The following is a 19988-nucleotide window of genomic DNA, read 5'->3' as shown; positions in this document are numbered from 1 at the left end:
CCGACCGGGTGTGTCCGTAGGACGCGGGCACCACAGAGGCGCGGTCAGGCACCCGGGATCTCGAACTCGGTCGTGAACTCGTCGATGGTGTCGTCCGAACCGATGACCTTCGCACCGGACCGTGAGTACTCCATCAGGTAGGTCTCGGCGCGCTCCTCGACCAGGAAAGCCATCCAGCCACTACCTTCACCGTCCCGACGGGAGACATCGTCGAACGGCGTGTAGCCCGCGGCCTCCATGTCGTCCTCAACCATCCGGGTCTTGTTACGCCAGAAATCAGCGCCCTCGTCCCAGGAGATCCTGAAGTTCCCGGCGGAGACCAGGCCCCCGAACTCGGTGCCCGTGTTCACGACGACCTCGACAAGGACGACCTCCCCACCGTCGGCGACAAGGTCCGCCTGCCCCGGAGAGTTGAAGTCACGGACAACCGAGACCACCTCGATCGTGTCACCCATGTCGACGTCTTCGATGGTCTCACCGAGCGGGACGACGATGCCGTCGCCTGCGGTAGCGACCGCAGGCCCTTCGTCGTCACCGGTCTCCTCCCCGTCAGTCGCGTCGTCTCCGGCGGGAGCCTCCGCGGCGGTCGTCTCGGCGGCGGTCGCAGCTGATGCGCGCCCGTCTGTATCACCAGAGGAATCAGAGGAATCGGAGGAACAGGACGAGAGGATCAGGGCCACCCCCATCACGGCGGCGACAGGGACTGCGAGACGGGTGGTTCGACGAGCGTGCACGGGACATCAGCCTTTCAGATGGAGCGGGTGCAGTCGGTCCAGATGTTCCGACAGCAAGCGGTCATCAGTGGAAACGGATTCAGATTCCCTTTCATTACACTAATAACTCACCATTTTCTCATCTCGTGCTTCCCCGCCCTCCCAGGAACACTCTCGCTGCCACGACAGGAGCCCCGACACGCACCTCACCGCTCGATCTCCCGTTCCGGGCACGTGGCTTGGGGAAGAATGGACTGCATGGCGATGATCAAGCTATACATGCGCGACGACGACGGTGCCCTGCACTACCGCGAGGCATGGACCGAGAACGGGGGCGTCCACACCCACCACGGTAAGGTCGGCACGCGCGGAAAGTCACGGTTCCACCCGACCCGCAGCCGCACGTGGCCCGACAAACAGACAGCCGCCGACTTCCTCCGCACATTCAGGGAACATGCCGAGGACGACGGTTTCCACGAGGTCCCCGGCCCGGACCACGGATGGCTCGTCCTCCAGTGCTGGACCTGCTCCCCCGACTTCTCGCATCCGGACGACCGCCGCCTCCTCGACGAGGGGCAGGAAGCGCTCGACCAGCACCTCGGGTGGCACGGGGTCGGCCATGTCGACGGCAATGACATCGGCGGCACCCCGCCGGACGCCTGCGATCTCGCCGGTACCGTCCTCAACCTGTTCTGCCGGGTCGTCGACACCACGGTGGGTGTCAAGGTCGTTCGGAGCTTCGCCCGGCAGTTCCAGCTCACCCCCTACCACGTGATCGGGACCAGGGAGGCCGGCGACTCGCCCTACGTCCTCGCGTGGTCGGCACGCAAGCGGGACACCGGGCTACAGCTCTTCTGAGATCACGGGAGCTGCCCGGGCGCCGGGACTTCCTGGGCTACACGTTGAAACGGAACTCCACCACGTCGCCGTCCTGCATCACGTAGTCCTTGCCCTCCTGGCGGACCTTCCCGTGGTTGCGGGCCTCGGCGACGGAGCCGAACTCATCGAGATCGGCGAAACCGACGATCTCGGCCTTGATGAAGCCGCGCTCGAAGTCGGTGTGGATCACACCGGCGGCCTGCGGCGCCGTCGCGCCCTGCGGGATCGTCCAGGCACGCGCCTCCTTCGGGCCGGCGGTCAGGTAGGTCTGCAGACCTAGGGTCGCGAACCCGGCCTTGGCCAGCGTCTGCAGCCCCGGCTCGTCCTGCCCCACCGAGGCCAGCAGCTCCGCCGCTTCCTCGTCGTCGAGCTCGAGCAGCTCCGCCTCGGTCGCCGCGTCCAGGAAGACGCAGTCCGCCGGCGCCACCAGGTCGCGCAGTTCCTTCTGACGTGCCTCGTCGGTGAGAACCGCCTCGTCGGCATTGAAGACGTACAGGAAGGGCTTCGCCGTCATCAGGTGGAGCTCGCGCACCGCGGCAAGGTCGAACTCCCCGGAGACCGACGCCGAGTACAGCGTGCGACCGTCCTCGAGGATCGCCTGCGCCTGCTTCGCGGCGGTGGCCTGGTCCGCCTTGTCGCGGTCCTTGCGTCCTTCCTTCTCCAGCCGCGGCACGGCCTTCTCCACGGTCTGCAGGTCAGCGAGGATGAGCTCCGTCTCGATCACGGAGATGTCCGTGGCCGGGTCGACACGGCCGTCGACGTGGATCACGTCGTCGTTGGAGAAGGCGCGTACCACCTGGCAGATCGCGTCCGCCTCGCGGATGTTCGCGAGGAAGGCGTTACCCATGCCCTCGCCTTCGGACGCACCCTTGACGATGCCGGCGATGTCGACGAAGGACACCGTGGCCGGGAGGATCCGCTCGGACGAGTAGATCTCCGCCAACCGGTCCAGCCGCGGGTCCGGGAGCTCGACGAGGCCGACGTTCGGCTCGATGGTGGCGAAGGGGTAGTTCGCCGCGAGGACGTCGTTGCGGGTCAGGGCATTGAACAGCGTGGACTTACCGACATTGGGCAGGCCGACGATTCCGAGAGTAAGGGTCACGCGCCCCATCCTAACCGGTGGCACCACCGGCCCGACGCCCACCCCGCGACACGACCTCCCCACCACGTTTCCCACCGGCTGTGCGTTTCCTGGAAGCATGGTGGCAACCTAGGATAGATTCAATTCCTACAGTTCACCTGCCACAACTAGACCCCGGAGGCCCACGCACATGTCTGCAGACGCTTCATCCGGGCCGCAGGTCGGAGCCGACGGCAAAGACGGAAAGGTCACCCGCGACACGTTCAACTCGCGGGCCCTGTTCCTCTTCGCCGCCATCGGTTCGGCCGTCGGTCTCGGGAACATCTGGCGATTCCCCTACGTCGCCTATGAGTCAGGCGGCGGCGCATTCCTCGTCCCGTACATGGTCGCACTGCTCACGGCAGGTATCCCCCTGCTGTGGATGTTTTTCGCACTCGGCCACCGTTTCCGTGGTTCGGCACCGCTGGTCTTCCGGCGCATCCATCCCCGCGCCGAGATCCTCGGCTGGTTCCAGGCCGGCATCTCCTTCTTCATCGCCGTCTACTACGCCGCCATCGTCGGCTGGGCACTGCTGTACACGATGAAGTCCTTCACCAAGGGGTGGGGCGAGAACCCCGGCGACTACTTCTCCGGCGAATTCCTCCAGGCGGAGACCGACACCGTCTTCTCCGGGAGCTTCGTGATGCCGGTCCTGATCACGATGATCGTGGTCTGGGCCGTGGTGCTGGGCACCCTGGTCCTGGACGTGAGCAAGGGAATCGGACGTCTCAACGTCGTCTTCATCCCCCTGCTCCTGGTCCTGTTCCTGGTCATGGTCGTCCGCGCGCTGTTCCTCGACGGCGCCGCCACCGGCCTGGACGCCCTGTTCACCCCGGACTGGAGTGCCTTGACCGACGCCTCGGTGTGGATCGCCGCCTACGGGCAGATCTTCTTCTCCCTGTCGATCGGTTTCGGCATCATGATCACCTACTCCTCGTACCTGAAGCCGCGGTCCAACCTGACCAGCACCGGCCTGGTCACCGCCTTCGCGAACTCCTCCTTCGAGGTCCTCGCCGGTATCGGTGTCTTCGCCGCACTGGGCTTCATGTCGGCAGCCTCCGGAATCCCGGTGAGCGAGGTCGCCACCTCCGGCATCGGACTGGCCTTCGAGGCCTTCCCGACGATCATCAACGAGATGCCGGCCGGCGAGATCTTCGGCATCCTGTTCTTCGCCAGCCTGGCCATCGCGGGTGTCACCTCACTGATCTCCATCGTCGAGGTCGTCTCGTCCGCCGTGCGTGACAAGTTCGACCTGCCCCGCCGTGTCGCCACCCTGTCGGTGGGCATCCCGATGGCCGTGCTGTCGATCCTGGCGTTCTCCGCAACCAGCGGCCTGGTGACCCTGGACATCATGGACAAGTTCACCAACAACATCGGCATCGTCCTCGCCGCTCTGATCGCCATCATCGTCGTCGGTGTCCTGACTATGCGCATCAACGAGCTGGAACAGCACCTCAACGCCGTCTCCTCGTTCAAGGTCGGACCGACCTGGCGGACGTTCCTGATGTACGTCACCTCCGTGATCCTCACCTTCACCCTGCTCAGCGAGCTCGGGACGCTCCTTTCGGAAGGCTACGGCGGATACGCCACCAACCAGGTCTTCACCTGGGGCTGGCTGGTGCTCATCGTCATCGCCCAGGCCGGGGTGGCCATGCACTTCGTCCCGTTCCGGCGCACGTCGCTGGTCCTGGACGGACCCCCCGGCTCCGACTTCGGCGTACCTCCCGGTGGCCGCGCCCGGGGAGCTGCCAACCCCCTCGCAGCAGCCTCCTCCCTCCGACCCGAAGGAGCGAACCGATGAGCACCACGGCAATCATCATGATGGTCCTGTTCATGGTCTTCCTGTGGGGTGGCCTCGTCGTGGCCGCCGTCAACCTCAAGAACCACTCCGACGAGGAGTCCGGGGAACTCGGCACCGCCCCCGGCACCGACGACGAGACGCTCGTCGTCCACGCGTCGTCCCACCCCGAGGGGTGAGTTCCCGCCCGTCCCGGTGACGGCGGACCACGAGTCGTGCACAATGGGTCCTGTGAGCAGTGATTCCAAGAACACGAACGGGTCCTCCTCGGACGGACCCGACAGGCCCGACCCGCGCGACGTCGTCGACGGCCGGGACTTCGCCGACATCCTGATGGGCTCGGGGCGTATGGACCCCGAGTCCTCGCTCCCCCTGCCCGGGGAGGAACCCACCGGCCCATCACAGCCGGCACCCGACGCCATCTTCCTGGAGGACGATCCGGCCATGCAGGAACCCGACGACCAGTCCGCTGTCCTGCAGTCCGACAAGAGCGTCGGCCCCGGCGACGAGATCCGGGACCGCGCCGAAGTCCTCGGTACGTCCGCCCGCTGGGCCGCCGGCTGGAGCCTGCGGTTCCTGGTCATCGCCGCGGCCCTCTGGGTCCTGGGCTTTGCCCTCTCCGGCCTCTGGACCGGTATCCTGCCGGTCATCCTGGCGATCATCGTCTGCACCGTCCTGTGGCCGGTCGTACGGCTGCTGCGTAAGGGCCACGTACCCAATGCGCTCGCGGTACTGCTGACCATCATCCTGTTCTTCGCCGTGATCGGCGGCATCATCGCCGCGATCGCCCCGAGCGTGTCCAAGCAGATCCCCGAGCTGGTCAACAGCGGCGCCCAAGGCGTGGAGCAGATTCAGGAATGGGTGGCCGGTCCCCCGCTGAACCTGCAGAGCGACCAGATCGACAACATGATCGACCAGGCCACCAGCTGGGTCCAGGACCAGACCGACCAGATCACGCAGACCGCCATCACCGGTGTCTCCGCGGTGACCTCGGCTGCCATCACCCTCTTCGTCATGTTGGTGCTGACGTTCTTCTTCCTGAAGGACGGCGAGAAGTTCCTGCCGATGGTCCGCCGCATCACCGGCCGCCGTGTCGGCTGGCACCTCACAGAGGTCCTGACCCGGTGCTGGAACACCCTCGGCGGCTTCATCCGAACCCAGGCCATCGTCAGTTTCATCGACGCCTTCTTCATCGGTCTCGGCCTGGTGATCATGAATGTCCCGCTCTGGGGCCCCCTGGCGATCATCACCTTCTTCGGTGGGTTCATCCCCATCGTCGGTGCCTTCACCGCCGGCGCACTGGCGGTGCTTGTCGCGTTGGTCGCCAACGGATTCACCACCGCGCTCATCGTCCTGGGTATCGTGCTGGCCGTCCAGCAGCTCGAGGGCAATGTGCTGCAGCCGGTGCTCCAGTCCCGGGCGATGAAGATGCACGCCGTGGTCGTCCTGTTGTCGGTCACCGTCGGCGGTGGCCTCTTCGGCATCATCGGTGCCTTCCTCGCCGTGCCGGTGGCCGCGATGATCACCGAGATCTTCCGCTACATGGGCGACCTCACCGACCTGGCCACCGGCGAGAAGCACTCCGCCGACATCGACTTCGCCACCTCTGCGGGTAAACAGACAGGCGCCCAGCGCGAGCAGGCCGCCCAGCGGTGGCAGGACTGGCGGAAGTCGCTGACCAGTGACGAGTCCGGCGAGCCGAAGCCGTTCAGCCGCTTCCTCGCTCCTCTCCTGCCCGACGACAAGGACAGTAAGGACGGTAAGGACGGTAAGGACGGTAAGGACGACAAGCCGAGTGACGGCTCTGCTTCGAAGCAGTCGTGAGGATCGGGTAACATCAGCGCCCGTGACTTCTGACACGACTGACGAGTCCGCACCGTTGAACCGCAGGGGCCTCATCCCGGTATGGGCGCCCCTGCTGGTGATGGTGGCCGTGGTGCTCACGGGAATCGTCCTCGGCGGGGTCGGGACCTCCTACACCGTCCTCTTCGCCATCTCGGCGATCGTGTGCACCGCACTGGTCGAGCTGCGCGGCCTGTTCCTCACCGTCGTGATGTTGCCCGTGTACTGGTTCTTCGGCGTCACCACTGCCGGGCTCCTGGGTGGCTCGTCCTCTGCAGCGGGGTCGAATTTCAAAGCGACACTGATCACCGTCGCGTATCCGGCGATCGAGAAGTTCCTCTGGCTGGCGGTGACCTTCGTCATCTGCCTGGTCCTCGCCGTGGCACGGCAACGTATCGACGCCACGGTTATCCGGAACCAACGTCAGCGCAACCACGCGCGTCGCCGCCAGCTCAACGCCGCCGAACAGGACAACCAGCGTCTCAACGCACGGGTACGCGATGTCGAGCGGGCGCCGGACGCCGAACGGCCCCGCCGCGCCGCGCGGGCGGAACGGGACGAGCGGCCCGACCGGCCGATGCGTACCGAGCGCGCTGAGCACACTGAGCGTCCCGAACGTAGTCAGCCGGTGACACGGGCCTACCGCCCGGCCCCGGAAGCCCGGCCCACGGCCACCGAGCCTTCGGAGACCCCGGAGGTCCCGGAAAGCCGCACGCGTACCGCCGCCGAACTGCGCGAAGCGAGCCGACGGCGGCGCTCACGCAGCCAGGACCGTCCCCTCGACATGGACTGACCTGGCCGGGCGGACCAGCCCGTCCCCTCCCCCGGTGCCACCACACCCCGGGGTCCGTCACACGACGGGCCCCGGGGTGTGCGGCGTCAGCTGGCGTTGCGGGCGGGACGGAGTTCGCGTGGCAGGGAGAACACCAGGTCCTCGGTGGCGGTGGTGACTTCCTCGATGCTGGAGAAGCCGTGCTCCGCCAACAGGTCGAGCACACCACGCACCAGCAGTTCCGGAACCGAGGCCCCCGAGGTGACACCCACGGAGGTCACGCCGTCGAACCAGGCGGGGTCCACCTGCTCGGCGTAGTCGACCAGGTAGGACTCCTTCGTCCCGTGCTGGAGGGCGACCTCGACGAGCCGCTTCGAGTTCGACGAGTTCTGCGAACCGACCACGATCATCAGCTCCACCTTCGGCGCGATCGCCTTGACCGCGACCTGGCGGTTCTGGGTGGCGTAGCAGATGTCGTCGCTGGGCGGGGTCTCGATGTGCGGGAACTTCTCCTGCAGCAGTTTGACGGTCCGCATCGTCTCGTCCACGCTCAGGGTGGTCTGGGACAGCCATATCAGTTTGGTGCCCTCGGGGAACTCGAGGGCGTCCACGTCCTCCTTGCCGTCGACGAGGTGGACGTCGTCCGGCGCCTCCCCGGCGGTCCCTTCGACCTCCTCGTGGCCGTGGTGGCCGATGAGGACGATCTGGTACCCCTGCTTCGTGAACCGCTTGACCTCGTTGTGCACCTTGGTGACCAGCGGGCAGGTGGCGTCGAAGGTGCGCAGGTTCAGGAGTTTCGCCTCCTGGTGCACCTGCGGGGAGACACCGTGCGCCGAGAAGACCACGTTGGCGCCCTCGGGCACCTCGGTGGTCTCGTCGACGAAGATCACGCCGCGGGACTCGAAGGTGGAGACCACGTGCTTGTTGTGCACGATCTCCTTGCGGACGTAGAGCGGGGCACCGTGCTTCTCGAGTGCCTTCTCCACGGTCTCGACGGCCCGGTCGACGCCAGCGCAGTAGCCGCGGGGTGCGGCCAGGAGTACCCGCTTGGCGTCACCGTCGCCGGCGGCGCCCTGCGGGTGGTCGAGGGTGGTCGTGGGGGCGGTTGTGGTGAAGTTATCCACAGGTGAAGCCTCAGTCATGCCACCCATGCTATCCGACCTCTACAATCAGAGCCATGTCAGATGCTTCGCCTGCCTCGCCGCCGTCCGGGGCGCCGCCGTCACCGACCACCTCGGAGTCCCCGTGGCCGGTCCACGTCGTCAACGACAAGGTGAAGGGGTGGATCGAGCGTCTCGGACACCTGTGGGTGGAGGGGCAGATCACCCAGGTCAACATGAAGCCGTCCTGGAAGCTGTCCTACATCACCCTGCGCGACGTGGAGAAGGACCAGTCCATCCCACTGACCTGCGCCACTTCGATGCTGCGGTCCATGCCCACCCCGTTGAAGAACGGCGACCGGGTGGTGGTCTACGGCAAGCCCGCCTACTACTCCGGGCGCGGGTCGTTCTCGCTGTGGGTGTCACGGGTCCAGCATGTGGGTGTCGGTGAGCTGCTGGCCCGCATGGAACAGCTGAAACGTGCGCTGGACGCGGAAGGGCTCTTCGATCCGCGGCTCAAGCGCCCGTTGCCTTTCCTGCCCCGCCGGGTCGGCCTGATCACCGGCCGGGGTTCTGCCGCCGAGCGCGACGTCCTGGCCGTCGCCCACGACCGGTGGCCGTCGGTGCAGACCGAGGTGGTCAACACTGCGGTCCAGGGGCCCCAGGCCGTCCCCCAGGTGCTCGCGGCGCTGCAGCAGCTGGAGGACGACCCGCGGGTGGACGTGATCATCGTCGCCCGTGGTGGCGGTTCGGTCGAGGACCTCCTGCCGTTCTCGGAGGAGGCGCTGGTCCGTCAGGTCAGCCGGATGACCACACCGGTGGTCAGCGCCATCGGGCACGAGCCGGACAACCCGATCCTGGACAATGTCGCCGATCTGCGCGCCGCGACGCCCACCGACGCGGCCAAGCGTGTCGTCCCGGACGTCGTCGCCGAGCGCGCGTTGGTCACCGAACTCCGTGCCCGCGCCGGCGGCGCGCTGCGGTCCTGGGTCGCCAACGAGCAGCGGGGGCTGTCGACGGTGCGGTCGCGCCCGGTCCTCGCCGATCCGCTGCTCCCGTTCCGTCGGCAGCAGGAACTGGTGTCCGAGGCCCGGCAGCGCAACGACCGGGCCCTCGGTATCACCATCCGGGACATGCGTTCCCGCATCGCCTCACTGAAAGCCCAGGTCAACGCGCTCGGACCGTCGCAGACCCTGCGGCGCGGCTATTCGGTGGTGCAGGTACTGCCACGTGACCACACCCCACCCCAGGTGGTGACGAGCGTCGACGACGTCTCACCCGGGTCCCAGTTGCGGATCCGGGTCCTGGACGGTTCCGTCACCGCCGCCGCCATGGCCGTCCAGCGCGCGGAGGGTTCCGACCCCCGTGCCCACACCCCCGGCACCGACCACAGCACCGACGAGAACACCGACGAGAACACCGACGAGAACACCGACCGAAAGGACACCACCAGCGATGAGTAACAACGACGACAAGCAGACCTTCCGCCCCCTCGACGAACTGAGCTACGAACAGGCACGCGACGAACTGGTCGAGGTCGTCAAGATCCTCGAACTCGGCCAGATGAGCCTGGACGAGTCACTGCGCTTCTGGGAACGCGGTGAGGAGCTGGCCGCCTACTGCGAGCGTTACCTGGACGGCGCCGCCCAGCGGGTCGAGACCGCCCTGCAGAACCGCGGTGACCAGAGCACCGGCGAGCCCGGCGACGCGGCCGAGTAGGCGGGGCCTTCCGGATAGCCCGGTAGGACGTCGCTGTGTGAAGGGACCGCGCCTTAACCGACGGTGATCGGGTCGGTGGACACGACCTTGTCCGCCAGGGTCTCGTACAGCTCGGTGGTGGCGGTGCCCGACAGCATCACCGTGGAGTCCCCCAGGTCCGCCGCCCACACGGTGCGGGCGTCGTCGCCGGTGTAGATCCGCCAGGTCACCGGGTTCTCGGCGGTCTCCGCCGTCCTGCCCGACGGGGTGCTGCGGTACGTCCCGGTCTCCTCACGGTACTCGTCGTCGACGTCGGCGACGGCGTCCTCGAGGTCGACCCCTGTCTGCGTCAGGGAGACGAAGTGCTTCTCGTCGATGACCCATCCGGCGATCGAGGACGGCTCGCCGGCCACGGTCGTCCGGCGACCCGAGTTCGCCTGCCAGCTGTCCGGCAGCTCCGGGTTCCGCACCGGGAAGCTCAGGCTCCGCGCTTCACTGCCGAGAATCGCGTCGATGTCGACCTCGTTGACCTGGCCGGTGGTGTCCGCCGGGCCAGGGTTGTAGCTGCACAGGCCGGTGAATCCGACGGAGAACGCCATCACCAACCCCAGCACCCCCAGCGACAGCAGCAGGTCGCGGGTGGAGGTGAACATGCGCGGTTTCTCGAGTTTCACGGCACCGATTATTGCAGACGACCACCCCGGGGACCCTAACCGTGCACCCGCGCGACGGGCGGGAACGGCCGCGACCAGCCGTCCGGTGGCCGCGTCCTGCGGAGTGGGTACACCTGCGCAGGACGGACGGACAGCCGCATGGAAGAATGGAGGTACCCCCGAAGCTCCACCGATTTCAGAAAGCTGGTCACCCATGACTTCCGGATCCGACTCTGTCCCCACCCCTCCCGAGGCGCTGCCGACGTCCTCCCCGGACCGCAACCTCGCCATGGAACTCGTCCGCGTCACCGAGGCTGCGGCGCTGGCGTCCGGGAAATGGGTGGGACGCGGCAAGAAGGAGGCCGGTGACGGCGCCGCCGTCGACGCTATGCGTCGGATGATCAACACCGTGCAGATGGACGGGACCGTGATCATCGGTGAGGGCGAGAAGGACGAGGCCCCGATGCTGTTCAACGGCGAGCAGGTCGGCACCGGCGAGGGCCCCGCGGTGGACATCGCCGTCGACCCGGTCGACGGCACCACCCTGATGGCCGAGGGCCGTCCCAACGCCATCTCCGTGCTGGCCGCCGCCGAACGCGGGTCGATGTACGACCCCTCCGCCGTGTTCTACATGAAGAAGATCGCCGTCGGTCCGGAAGCCGCCGGTGCGATCGACATCGAGGCCCCGGCCTCCCACAACATCAACGCCGTGGCGAAGGCCAAGGGCGTGCACCCCTCGGACGTCACCGTGATCGTCCTCGACCGGCCGCGCCACGCCGAGCTCATCGCCGAGATCCGCGCCGCCGGCGCGAAGGTCCGCCTCATCGGTGACGGCGATGTCGCCGGTGCCGTCGCCGCCGCCGGCGAGAACAACGCCGTGGACCTGATGATGGGGACCGGCGGCACCCCGGAGGGGATCATCACCGCCTGCGCGATGAAGTGCATGGGCGGGGAGATCCAGGGCATCCTGGCCCCCACTGACGACGCGGAGCGGAAGAAGGCCATCGACGCCGGTCTGTCCCTGGACACCGTGCTCGGCACCAACGACCTGGTGTCCTCGGACAACTGCTACTTCGTGGCCACCGGCGTCACCAACGGCGACATGCTGCGCGGTGTGAGCTACCGCGCCGGTGGCGCGACAACCCGGTCGATGGTCATGCGGTCACGCTCGGGCACGATCCGGACCATCGAGGCGACCCACCAGCTGCAGAAGCTGAAGGAATACTCCGTGCAGGACTACATCTAGCACCGGCCCCACCCCCGCAGGGTCCCGTCGCCGTCACGGTGCGGGTACCCTCATATGTCAGTCGACACAATAATCAGGAAGGACACGACAGTTCATTATGAGTGAGCAGGAATTCCGCATCGAGCACGACACCATGGGCGAGGTCAAGGTCCCGGTCAACGCCCTGTGGCGTGCCCAGACCCAGCGCGCTGTGGAGAACTTCCCGATCTCCGACCGTCCGTTGGAGGCCGCACAGATCCGCGCCATGGGCCTGCTGAAGGCAGCCTGCGCCCAGGTCAACAAGGACGCCGGCGCGCTGGACGGCGAGAAGGCCGACGCCATCATCGCCGCCGGCAAGGCCATCGCCGAGGGCACCTACAACGACGAGTTCCCGATCGACGTCTTCCAGACCGGTTCCGGCACCTCGTCGAACATGAACACCAACGAGGTCATCGCCTCGCTGGCCAAGCAGAACGGTGTGGACGTCCACCCGAACGACGACGTCAACATGGGCCAGTCGTCCAACGACACCTTCCCCACCGCGACCCACGTCGCGGCGACCGAGGCCGCCGTCACCGACCTGATCCCCGCGCTGAAGGTCCTGCACACCTCCCTGGCCGCCAAGGCCGCGGAGTGGAAGAACGAGGTCAAGTCCGGCCGCACCCACCTCATGGACGCCGTCCCGGTGACCCTGGGACAGGAGTTCGGCGGTTACGCACGCCAGATCGAGCTCGGTATCGAGCGTGTCGAGGCCACCCTCCCCCGCCTGGGCGAGCTGGCCATCGGCGGCACCGCGACCGGTACCGGCCTGAACACCTCCGCCGACTTCGGTGCGAAGGTCACCGAGGAGCTCAAGAAGCTCACCGGTGTCGAGCAGCTGACCGAGGCCGAGAACCACTTCGAGGCCCAGGCCGCACGCGACGCGCTCGTCGAGTTCTCCGGCGCGATGCGCACCATCGCCGTGTCGCTGAACAAGATCGCCAACGACATCCGCATGATGGGCTCCGGCCCGCTGACCGGCTTCGCCGAGATCCACCTTCCCGACCTGCAGCCGGGCTCGTCGATCATGCCGGGCAAGGTCAACCCGGTGCTGTGTGAGACCGCCACCCAGGTCGCCGCACAGGTCATCGGCAACGACGCCGCGATCGCCTTCGGCGGTGCCCAGGGCCACTTCGAGCTCAACGTGTTCATCCCGATGATGGCCCGCAACGTGCTCGAGTCCGCCAAGCTGCTGGCCAACACCTCGCGCGTCTTCGCCGAGCGCCTGGTCGACGGCATCGAGCCGAACACGGAGCGTATGCGCACCCTGGCCGAGTCGTCACCGTCCATCGTGACCCCGCTGAACTCCGCCATCGGTTACGAGGCGGCGGCCAAGGTCGCCAAGACCGCACTGGCGGAGGGCAAGACTATCCGCCAGACCGTCATCGACCTGGGCTACGTCCCCGACACCCTGTCGGAGGAGGAGCTGGACAAGCGCCTCGACGTGCTGGCAATGGCCAACACCGACCGCGACTGAGACCGGGACCGAGACCGGGACGTGACGCCGGGGATCCGGCGTCACCCGCCCCAGGGCGCCGTGGCGTACACCGCCGCGGCGCCCTGTCGTGTTCTCACGGGTGTGCGGCGGGGCCGGTCCGGGGTGTGCGACGATACACACCATGACGATCACCGCAGCCGCTGACGGCTCCGCCCTCGGAAACCCCGGCCCCGCCGGCTGGGCCTGGTACATCGACGACGACCACTGGCGCGCCGGAGGATGGCCCCACGGGACCAACAACATGGGCGAGCTGAAGGCCGTCCTCGACCTGCTGGAGTCCACCGCGGCCCACCCCGCCACCGCGGACGAGCACCTGCTGATCCTGTGCGACTCCCAGTACGTGATCAACTCCGTGACCAAGTGGATGGCCGGCTGGAAGCGCAAGGGTTGGAAGAAGCGCGACGGCAAACCCGTCCAGAACGTCGAACTGATGCAGGCCATCGACGCGGCGATGCAGGGCCGCGACGTCGACTTCCAGTGGGTGAAGGGGCATGCCGGTCACCCGATGAACGAGGCCGCGGACGCCCGTGCCAACGCCGCGGCCACCGCCTACTCCGCAGGACGCTCGCCTGTCACCGGCCCCGGGCTCGACGGTGCGCCCGGCACCCCGTCGTCGCCCGCTGCCGCCGCTGCCCCGGCTGAGCCCGCTGCCCCGGCTGAGCCGTCCGGTCCGTCGGTGGACGACGCCGCGACGCGGGAGCTCGCCCTCTACACCGACGAGGTGCGCGGCAACCGGGAGTTCGCCGAGGCGCTGCTGCACCCAGATCTCTGCGTCGTCGACAGCACCGGGGCGGTACTGGACCGGGGGGCTTTCCTCGATTCCCTGGCCCCGCTGCGTGGTTTCGACCGCCTCGACGTCTCCGACGTGGTGGCCGAGTCCGTGGCCGACGGCGCGGTACTCGTCCGCTCCCGCGCGTCGGGGCCCTACGGGACCACGGTTCGTACGTCGTTGTGGGTGCGGCACGGTTCGGGTGATTCTCCTCTCGTTCTGCGCCACCACCAGCAGACGCGCCACCACTGACTCACCCCCATAAGGGGGTTAACGTTATTTTTGCATTGCGTGCAAGTTTTCACCGGGTGTAGACCTGTTCCGTGACTGAGACACGGAATGAATCCACCCTGGGTGCCGACGACTGCGGCCTCCGCGAGCGTAAACGCCGGGAGACCCGTCTACGCATCGAGGACTGCGCCACGGCCCTCATCCTGGAACGTGGATTCCACCAGGTCACCATCGACGAGATCTGTGAGAAGGCCGAGGTGAGTCGGCGGACGTTCTTCAACTACTTCGACTCCAAGGACCAGGTCGCCGCCGGACGGGGCGCACCCCCGATCCCCGCGGCCGACCTGGAGGCCTTCGCCACCACCGACTCGCCCAACATCATCCGTGACATCCTCGAGTACATCGGGCACGTCGTCGACAAAGACCCGGACACCTCGCTACGGCTGTCCCCCGACCGGGACACCACCCTCCGGATCCGGGAGCGTAGACGCCAGATCGTCATGGAGACCCCCGAGCTCAGCGCCGCAGGCATGCGGAGGTTCGACACCCTGGCCGGAGACATCCTGGCCGCCATCACCTCGTTCCTCACACTGTTCCCCGAACACCGGCAACTGCCGGACGTCTCGGTACACCACGAGGCGCTGCAGTTGACGGGCCTGATCCGCACCGCGCTGGCCACCGGAAGCCTGCTCCACCGTGAGCAACCGGAGTTGACCAAGTGGGAGGTCCTGACCCACAGCGGCCGCCACATGACCGCCCTCGCGGCCACCTACTCCCACGGCTGGGACTGACCCCCACCCACCCGTCCACCCCTCCACGTAAGAAAGCACGAGAAGAGATCCTCCATGACCACAGACAAGACCACCGGCCCGTCGCCGACGGCGCCTGAGGCACCTGAGGCCGCTGCAGCCACCGCGGCCGCCGAGGCCAGCCACGCCTCGAAGAACAACATCCCCCTGGTCTTCGCCAGCCTCATGCTCGGCATGCTGCTGGTGTCGCTGGGGCAGACCATCTTCGCCACCGCCCTGCCGACCGTCGTCGGCGAACTCGGCGGTGTCGACCAGATGAGCTGGGTGATCACCGCGTTCCTGCTGGCGCAGACCATCGGCCTGCCGATCTACGGCAAACTCGGCGACCAGGTCGGCCGCAAGCCGCTGTTCATCTTCGCCCTGAGCATGTACCTCATCGGCTCCGTCGTCGGCGCCCTGGGGCAGAGCATCTGGGTCATCATCATCGCCCGCGCCATCCAGGGTCTCGGCGGCGGCGGCATGATGGTGCTCTCCCAGGCGATCATCGCCGACATCATCCCGGCCCGTCAGCGCGGCAAGTACATGGGGCTGATGGGCTCGGTCTTCGGCCTGTCGTCCGTCCTCGGCCCGCTGCTCGGCGGGTTCTTCACCGACGGGCCGGGCTGGCGCTGGGCCCTCTGGTTCAACGTGCCCCTGGCGCTGGTCGCCATCGTGATCGCCGTGTTCGCCATGCACCTGCCCGCCCGCGGCGACGGCAAGGCCCGGCTGGACGTCTGGGGAACGGTGTTCATGGCCGGCTTCGCCACCTGCCTGATCCTCTTCCTCAGCTGGGGCGGCAAGGACTACGAGTGGGGTTCGGCCACCATCATCGGGCTGATCGTCGCCACCGTGGTGTGCGCGGTGCTGTTCGTCCTGGCGGAGCTGCGTGCCAAGGAGCCGCTCATCCCGATGGCGCTGTTCGCCAACCGGAACTTCGTGCTGTGCACCCTGGCCGGCCTGGTCATCGGTGTGGTCATGCTCGGCACGTTGTCCTACATGCCGACCTACATCCAGATGGTCCACGGCATGTCGCCGACGAAGGCCGGTCTGATGATGATCCCGATGATCCTCGGCATGATGCCGACCTCCATCGTCGTCGGCATCATCGTCAGCCGGACGGGCCGCTACAAGTGGTACCCGGTGGTGGGCATGTTCATCACCGCCGTCGGCCTGTTCCTGCTCGGTGGTCTCCAGACCCACGACAGTCTCCTGCACCTGGGCCTGGTCCTGTTCGTCTTCGGTTTCGGCCTGGGCTGCGCCATGCAGATCCTGGTGCTGATGGTGCAGAACGCCTTCCCGGTCAGCATGGTGGGTACCGCGACGGCGTCGAACAACTTCTTCCGGCAGATCGGCATGTCGGTGGGCTCCGCGGTGGTGGGCTCGGTGTTCACCTCGCGCCTGCAGACGATGATGGGCGAACGGGTTCCCGCCGCCATGCAGGAGATGGGCCCGGAGGCCGCCCCGTACGCCGACTCGTTCTCCTCCAGCGGCTCCCACAGCATCACCCCCGACATGGTCAGCCACCTGCCCGGCGCCCTGCACGAGGCCGTGATCACCAGCTACAACGACGCCCTGGTGCCGATCTTCACGGTGCTGATCCCCCTGGCCGTCGTCGCCGGTGTCGTGCTGCTGTTCACCCGCCAGGACAAGCTCAAGGACACCGTGGAGTAGCGGCGGTCAGTCCTTGACCCGCTCCCGGTACTCCGGGTAGGCGGGTCCCCCCTCGAGGATCTTCTCCAGCAGGAGGATGTCCCTCCAACGTCCCTCCATCGGCCCGTAGTTCATCCGGGCCATCGTGTGGGCGACACCGATCTCGGTGAATCCCCGCGAGCGGTGCAGTTTCACCGAGCCGGCGTTCTCCGGGAACACCGTCGAGTGGATCGCCCAGTAGCCGGCCTCCGTCGCCTCGGCGATCAGGTGGTCGAGCAGTGCTCCCGCCACTCCCCTGCCGGCCGCGTCCGGTGCGATGTACACCGAGTCCTCCAGGACGCCCGCGAAAACGTCCCGCCGGGACGCCCGCGACGCCGCGACCCACCCCAGCACGTCCCCGTCCTCATCGGCGACGAAGGTGAGCTCGGCGATCTTGTGCCCGATGAACGCGTCCCAGGACAGCGGTTCTCCCTCATAGGTGGCGTGTCCGGTGTTCATCCCGGACTGCTGGATACGCGCGACCTGAGCGTAGTCGTCCTCCCGCATAGGACGAATCGTGAATGTCATGGAAGGCATTGTAAACGTGGCTACGGTAGGTGCGCAGCGCAGCAGCACATCACCCTTTTTCGAGCAGACTGGTCACCAGTTCGGCCACCGCCGAGCGTTCGGAGCGGGTCAGTGTGACGTGGGCGAATAACGGGTGCCCCTTGAGCTTCTCGACGACGGCCTGGATGCCGTCGTGGCGGCCGACGCGCAGGTTGTCGCGCTGCGCGACATCATGGGTCAGCACCACCCGGGAGTTGCGCCCCAGCCGCGACAGGACCGTGAGCAACACGTTCCGTTCGAGTGACTGTGCCTCGTCGACGATGACGAAGCTGTCGTGGATGCTGCGGCCCCGGATGTGGGTCAACGGCAGGACCTCGAGGAGCCCGCGGTCGTCGATCTCGTCGAGGACATTGGGGCTGACCAGGCCGTCGAGGGTGTCGTAGACCGCCTGTGCCCAGGGGTTCATCTTCTCCGCCCCGTCACCGGGCAGGTAGCCGAGGTCCTGGCCGCCGACGGCGTGCAGCGGCCGGAAGACGACGATACGACGGTGGCTCTGCCGTTCCAGCACCGCCTCCAGGCCGGCGCACAACGCCAGCGCCGACTTCCCGGTGCCGGCGGAGCCGCCGAGGGAGACGATGCCGACTTCCTCGTCGAGCAGGACGTCGAGCGCGACCCGCTGGCGGGCGCTGCGGCCCCGGAGTCCGAACGCCTCCCGGTCCTGCGGCACCTGGCGCAGGATGCCGTGGGAGTCGACCCGGGCGAGGGCCGACTGGCTTCCCGAGGTCAGCTGGACCCCGCAGTGCACGGGCAGGTCCAGGACATCGTCGATCTCGCCGGTGGCGTCGACGACGCCGTCGGCGAAGATCCGGTCGATGAGCCCGGTGCTGACCTCGGCGGTGACCATGCCCTCGTACCCGGTGAGGACGACGTCCTGGGCGTGGTACTCGTCGGCGTCCAGGCCGACGGCGCCGGCCTTGACCCGCAGGGGGACGTCCTTGGTGACCAGTGTGACGTCGTTGCCCTCGGCACGGAGGTTGAGCGCCGAGGCGAGGATCCGCCGGTCGTTGTCCGCGCCGTCGTCGGAGCGGGCCCGCAGGCCGGCCGGGAGGACGGACTGGTCGACGTGGTTGAGTTCCACCCGCAGGGTGCCGCCGTCGGGGGTGACCTCGATTTCCTGGTCGAGCCGCCCGCTGGCGCTGCGCAGGTCCTCGAGAAGGCCGAGTGCCTGGCGGGCGAACCAGCCGAGTTCCGGGTGCTGACGCTTGACCTCCAGTTCACCGACCACGACGACAGGCAGGACCACGTGGTGCTCGGCGAACTTCAGCAGGGCCCAGGGGTCCGACAGCAGCACCGACGTGTCGACCACGTAGGTTCGCACGCGTGTGGTGACCGCCGTAGGGGCGGCTGCGGGGACGGCCGTGAGGCCGGTGGACGGGGATGAGGAGGCGGTGGTTCTCGTCATGCCCCCGAGGCTAGGGAGCGGACGTGGAGATCACATGGGTGTGAGATGAAGTCTGCGTGAACTCACCGGTGGCGTCAGCGTGAACTGGAAGCGCGTCGGCCACGGCAGATGCCGACGAACTGCTGGATCACGTCGTCGTCACGGTCACGGCGCCAGACCAGGGCGACCGACGTGCCCTCCACCCCCGCCAGCGACCGGTGGACGACGCCGCGACGGTTCACCCCGCGCAGCAACGGCCGCGGCGCCACGACGACACCGACATTCGCCGCGACGACCTCGAGGTTCTCCCGCACCGCGGCGGGGTCCACCCCGCGGTAGAGCACCGTCTCGTCGGCGATGTCCTGCAGGGTCACGGCCTCGTTCTCCCCCACCGCCTCGACGGCGTGTTCCTTGGGGACCGCGACACCCGGGGTCTCCTCGTAGAGGACGACGCGGTGGACGTCGAGGGCCTCCATGGCCGCCGTGTCGACGTTGGTCTCCGGCAGACCGTCCCATCCGCCGGGGAGCCGGACGATGCCGATGTCCGCCGTCCCGTCGAGCACGTGGACGAGTGGGTTGTCCGACGCCGCCGACGCCGCTTTCCAGCCGTCCATGCGTTCGTCGAACCTGCCGAACCATTTGCCGGGGACGACTCCGGTGGCGAAGACCACTTTCAGGTAGTGCATGCCGACCATCGTAGACCCCGATGCGGACACGATAGACTCTGGACACATGAGTGACCGAATGAAACCCCAGACGGCGGCGAAGAAGCTGAACATCTACCTGCCTGCCACCCCCCAGGAGTTCCAGGAGGGCACGGTGAGCCACGACGAGTTCGTCGCACTACAGACCGATCCTCCGCAGTGGCTCCAGGACCTGCGTCGCGAAGGCCCGCACCCGCGGCCGGAGGTGGCCCGCAAGCTCGGCATCACCATCACCGCGCTGAAGGCCAACGACATGGACAAACCGCTGACCACCGCCGACATCAAGGCACTCCTGGAGAACCAGCCGGACTGGCTGCGCAGCGCCCGCAGCACGCTAGCGCAGAACCGTCCAGGCGCCGGCGACACCGGCAACTGACGTCGCCGGGCCCGACTGGGCTCGTCTGAGCGCACAAGGTCGAGGGCCCCGTCCTTCCGGGTGACGAACCGGAAGGGCGGGGCCCTCGTGGAGAGTGCGACCACCGGGTGACGAGTCCGGCTACGCGGTGTATCTCCGCTGTACCG

General features: G+C 67.5%; 20 protein-coding genes. 13 read left to right on the top strand and 7 right to left on the bottom strand.

Annotation, left to right across the window (positions count from 1 at the left end):
• Nucleotides 1–44: 44 nt before the first annotated feature.
• Nucleotides 45–734 carry a hypothetical protein gene (locus MUN33_RS10875; protein ID WP_244804940.1) on the bottom strand — a complete coding sequence of 230 codons (690 nt, stop codon included), beginning with the start codon at nt 732–734 and terminating at the stop codon, nt 45–47.
• Nucleotides 735–971: 237 nt separating this feature from the next.
• Between MUN33_RS10875 and MUN33_RS10870 the strand changes: the two genes are divergently transcribed.
• On the top strand, nt 972–1571 hold the full coding sequence (locus tag MUN33_RS10870; RefSeq protein ID WP_244804939.1) for a hypothetical protein: 600 nt from the start codon (nt 972–974) through the stop codon (nt 1569–1571).
• Nucleotides 1572–1608: 37 nt separating this feature from the next.
• Here MUN33_RS10870 and ychF read toward each other — a convergent pair whose 3' ends face one another.
• Nucleotides 1609–2694, bottom strand: a complete 1086-nt coding sequence (gene ychF / locus MUN33_RS10865) for a redox-regulated ATPase YchF (RefSeq protein WP_244804938.1) — start codon at nt 2692–2694, stop codon at nt 1609–1611.
• A 169-nt stretch (nt 2695–2863) separates the two neighbouring features.
• Between ychF and MUN33_RS10860 the strand changes: the two genes are divergently transcribed.
• From MUN33_RS10860 to MUN33_RS10845, 4 genes are read left to right on the top strand one after another with little or no spacing between them, the layout of a single operon-like run.
• Nucleotides 2864–4513, top strand: a complete 1650-nt coding sequence (locus tag MUN33_RS10860) for a sodium-dependent transporter (RefSeq protein WP_244804937.1) — start codon at nt 2864–2866, stop codon at nt 4511–4513.
• On the top strand, nt 4510–4689 hold the full coding sequence (gene metS / locus MUN33_RS10855; RefSeq protein ID WP_244804936.1) for a methionine/alanine import NSS transporter subunit MetS: 180 nt from the start codon (nt 4510–4512) through the stop codon (nt 4687–4689). The genes MUN33_RS10860 and metS overlap by 4 nt, the downstream gene beginning before the upstream one ends.
• Nucleotides 4690–4732: 43 nt before the next feature.
• Entirely contained in the window at nt 4733–6334 is a 1602-nt protein-coding gene (locus MUN33_RS10850; protein ID WP_244804935.1) for an AI-2E family transporter, read from the top strand.
• A gap of 22 nt (nt 6335–6356) precedes the next feature.
• Nucleotides 6357–7145: a DUF6542 domain-containing protein gene (locus MUN33_RS10845; RefSeq protein ID WP_244804934.1), complete on the top strand. Its 789-nt coding sequence runs from the start codon at nt 6357–6359 to the stop codon at nt 7143–7145.
• A gap of 86 nt (nt 7146–7231) precedes the next feature.
• Here MUN33_RS10845 and MUN33_RS10840 read toward each other — a convergent pair whose 3' ends face one another.
• Nucleotides 7232–8266: a 4-hydroxy-3-methylbut-2-enyl diphosphate reductase gene (locus MUN33_RS10840; protein ID WP_244804933.1), complete on the bottom strand. Its 1035-nt coding sequence runs from the start codon at nt 8264–8266 to the stop codon at nt 7232–7234.
• Between the two features lie 35 nt (nt 8267–8301).
• Between MUN33_RS10840 and xseA the strand changes: the two genes are divergently transcribed.
• Both xseA and MUN33_RS10830 read left to right on the top strand, forming a co-directional pair.
• On the top strand, nt 8302–9687 hold the full coding sequence (gene xseA, locus MUN33_RS10835; RefSeq protein WP_244804932.1) for an exodeoxyribonuclease VII large subunit: 1386 nt from the start codon (nt 8302–8304) through the stop codon (nt 9685–9687).
• Entirely contained in the window at nt 9680–9943 is a 264-nt protein-coding gene (locus MUN33_RS10830) for an exodeoxyribonuclease VII small subunit (RefSeq protein WP_244804931.1), read from the top strand. Before xseA ends, MUN33_RS10830 begins: the two co-directional genes overlap by 8 nt.
• A 53-nt stretch (nt 9944–9996) precedes the next feature.
• Here MUN33_RS10830 and MUN33_RS10825 read toward each other — a convergent pair whose 3' ends face one another.
• A complete protein-coding gene (locus tag MUN33_RS10825) occupies nt 9997–10596 on the bottom strand; it encodes a DUF4245 domain-containing protein (protein WP_244804930.1) in 600 nt (199 codons plus the stop codon).
• A gap of 193 nt (nt 10597–10789) precedes the next feature.
• Between MUN33_RS10825 and glpX the strand changes: the two genes are divergently transcribed.
• The 5 genes from glpX (at nt 10790) to MUN33_RS10800 (ending at nt 16796) form a co-directional block, all read left to right on the top strand.
• Nucleotides 10790–11821: a class II fructose-bisphosphatase gene (glpX, locus tag MUN33_RS10820; RefSeq protein ID WP_244804929.1), complete on the top strand. Its 1032-nt coding sequence runs from the start codon at nt 10790–10792 to the stop codon at nt 11819–11821.
• Between the two features lie 97 nt (nt 11822–11918).
• Nucleotides 11919–13316 carry a class II fumarate hydratase gene (locus MUN33_RS10815; protein ID WP_244804928.1) on the top strand — a complete coding sequence of 466 codons (1398 nt, stop codon included), beginning with the start codon at nt 11919–11921 and terminating at the stop codon, nt 13314–13316.
• Between the two features lie 142 nt (nt 13317–13458).
• Complete coding sequence (locus MUN33_RS10810) at nt 13459–14358, top strand: ribonuclease HI family protein (RefSeq protein ID WP_244804927.1); 900 nt, start codon at nt 13459–13461, stop codon at nt 14356–14358.
• Nucleotides 14359–14429: 71 nt separating this feature from the next.
• Nucleotides 14430–15128 (top strand): TetR/AcrR family transcriptional regulator, encoded by a 699-nt coding sequence (locus tag MUN33_RS10805; RefSeq protein ID WP_244804926.1) that lies wholly within the window; start codon nt 14430–14432, stop codon nt 15126–15128.
• 54 nt (nt 15129–15182) lie between these two features.
• Complete coding sequence (locus MUN33_RS10800) at nt 15183–16796, top strand: MDR family MFS transporter (RefSeq protein WP_244804925.1); 1614 nt, start codon at nt 15183–15185, stop codon at nt 16794–16796.
• A 6-nt stretch (nt 16797–16802) separates the two neighbouring features.
• Here MUN33_RS10800 and MUN33_RS10795 read toward each other — a convergent pair whose 3' ends face one another.
• The 3 genes from MUN33_RS10795 to MUN33_RS10785 all read right to left on the bottom strand — a co-directional run bounded on the left by MUN33_RS10795 (nt 16803) and on the right by MUN33_RS10785 (nt 19448).
• Nucleotides 16803–17342: a GNAT family N-acetyltransferase gene (locus tag MUN33_RS10795; RefSeq protein ID WP_244804924.1), complete on the bottom strand. Its 540-nt coding sequence runs from the start codon at nt 17340–17342 to the stop codon at nt 16803–16805.
• A gap of 49 nt (nt 17343–17391) precedes the next feature.
• Nucleotides 17392–18783, bottom strand: a complete 1392-nt coding sequence (gene phoH2 / locus MUN33_RS10790) for an RNA 5'-3' helicase PhoH2 (protein ID WP_244804923.1) — start codon at nt 18781–18783, stop codon at nt 17392–17394.
• Between the two features lie 74 nt (nt 18784–18857).
• Nucleotides 18858–19448 carry a type 2 periplasmic-binding domain-containing protein gene (locus MUN33_RS10785; RefSeq protein ID WP_244804922.1) on the bottom strand — a complete coding sequence of 197 codons (591 nt, stop codon included), beginning with the start codon at nt 19446–19448 and terminating at the stop codon, nt 18858–18860.
• Nucleotides 19449–19506: 58 nt separating this feature from the next.
• On the opposite strand from MUN33_RS10785, the gene MUN33_RS10780 reads away from it, so the two are divergent.
• Nucleotides 19507–19842: a DUF5997 family protein gene (locus MUN33_RS10780; protein WP_244805505.1), complete on the top strand. Its 336-nt coding sequence runs from the start codon at nt 19507–19509 to the stop codon at nt 19840–19842.
• Nucleotides 19843–19988: the final 146 nt, after the last annotated feature.

The organism is Corynebacterium kalidii, assembly GCF_022869005.1.
Classification (GTDB): domain Bacteria; phylum Actinomycetota; class Actinomycetes; order Mycobacteriales; family Mycobacteriaceae; genus Corynebacterium; species Corynebacterium kalidii.
The sequence above is the reverse complement of the archived record's forward strand: the minus strand, read 5'-3'. Positions and strand labels throughout refer to the sequence as shown.

Bases quoted from the DNA above. Each gene is read 5' to 3' on its own strand.
- MUN33_RS10870 (WP_244804939.1), top strand. From the start codon at position 972: ATGGCGATGATCAAGCTATACATGCGCGACGACGACGGTGCCCTGCAC.
- MUN33_RS10860 (WP_244804937.1), top strand. From the start codon at position 2,864: ATGTCTGCAGACGCTTCATCCGGGCCGCAGGTCGGAGCCGACGGCAAA.
- metS (WP_244804936.1), top strand. From the start codon at position 4,510: ATGAGCACCACGGCAATCATCATGATGGTCCTGTTCATGGTCTTCCTG.
- MUN33_RS10850 (WP_244804935.1), top strand. From the start codon at position 4,733: ATGGGTCCTGTGAGCAGTGATTCCAAGAACACGAACGGGTCCTCCTCG.
- MUN33_RS10840 (WP_244804933.1), bottom strand. From the start codon at position 8,266: ATGACTGAGGCTTCACCTGTGGATAACTTCACCACAACCGCCCCCACG.
- xseA (WP_244804932.1), top strand. From the start codon at position 8,302: ATGTCAGATGCTTCGCCTGCCTCGCCGCCGTCCGGGGCGCCGCCGTCA.
- MUN33_RS10830 (WP_244804931.1), top strand. From the start codon at position 9,680: ATGAGTAACAACGACGACAAGCAGACCTTCCGCCCCCTCGACGAACTG.
- glpX (WP_244804929.1), top strand. From the start codon at position 10,790: ATGACTTCCGGATCCGACTCTGTCCCCACCCCTCCCGAGGCGCTGCCG.
- MUN33_RS10815 (WP_244804928.1), top strand. From the start codon at position 11,919: ATGAGTGAGCAGGAATTCCGCATCGAGCACGACACCATGGGCGAGGTC.
- MUN33_RS10810 (WP_244804927.1), top strand. From the start codon at position 13,459: ATGACGATCACCGCAGCCGCTGACGGCTCCGCCCTCGGAAACCCCGGC.
- MUN33_RS10800 (WP_244804925.1), top strand. From the start codon at position 15,183: ATGACCACAGACAAGACCACCGGCCCGTCGCCGACGGCGCCTGAGGCA.
- MUN33_RS10795 (WP_244804924.1), bottom strand. From the start codon at position 17,342: ATGACATTCACGATTCGTCCTATGCGGGAGGACGACTACGCTCAGGTC.
- phoH2 (WP_244804923.1), bottom strand. From the start codon at position 18,783: ATGACGAGAACCACCGCCTCCTCATCCCCGTCCACCGGCCTCACGGCC.
- MUN33_RS10785 (WP_244804922.1), bottom strand. From the start codon at position 19,448: ATGCACTACCTGAAAGTGGTCTTCGCCACCGGAGTCGTCCCCGGCAAA.
- MUN33_RS10780 (WP_244805505.1), top strand. From the start codon at position 19,507: ATGAAACCCCAGACGGCGGCGAAGAAGCTGAACATCTACCTGCCTGCC.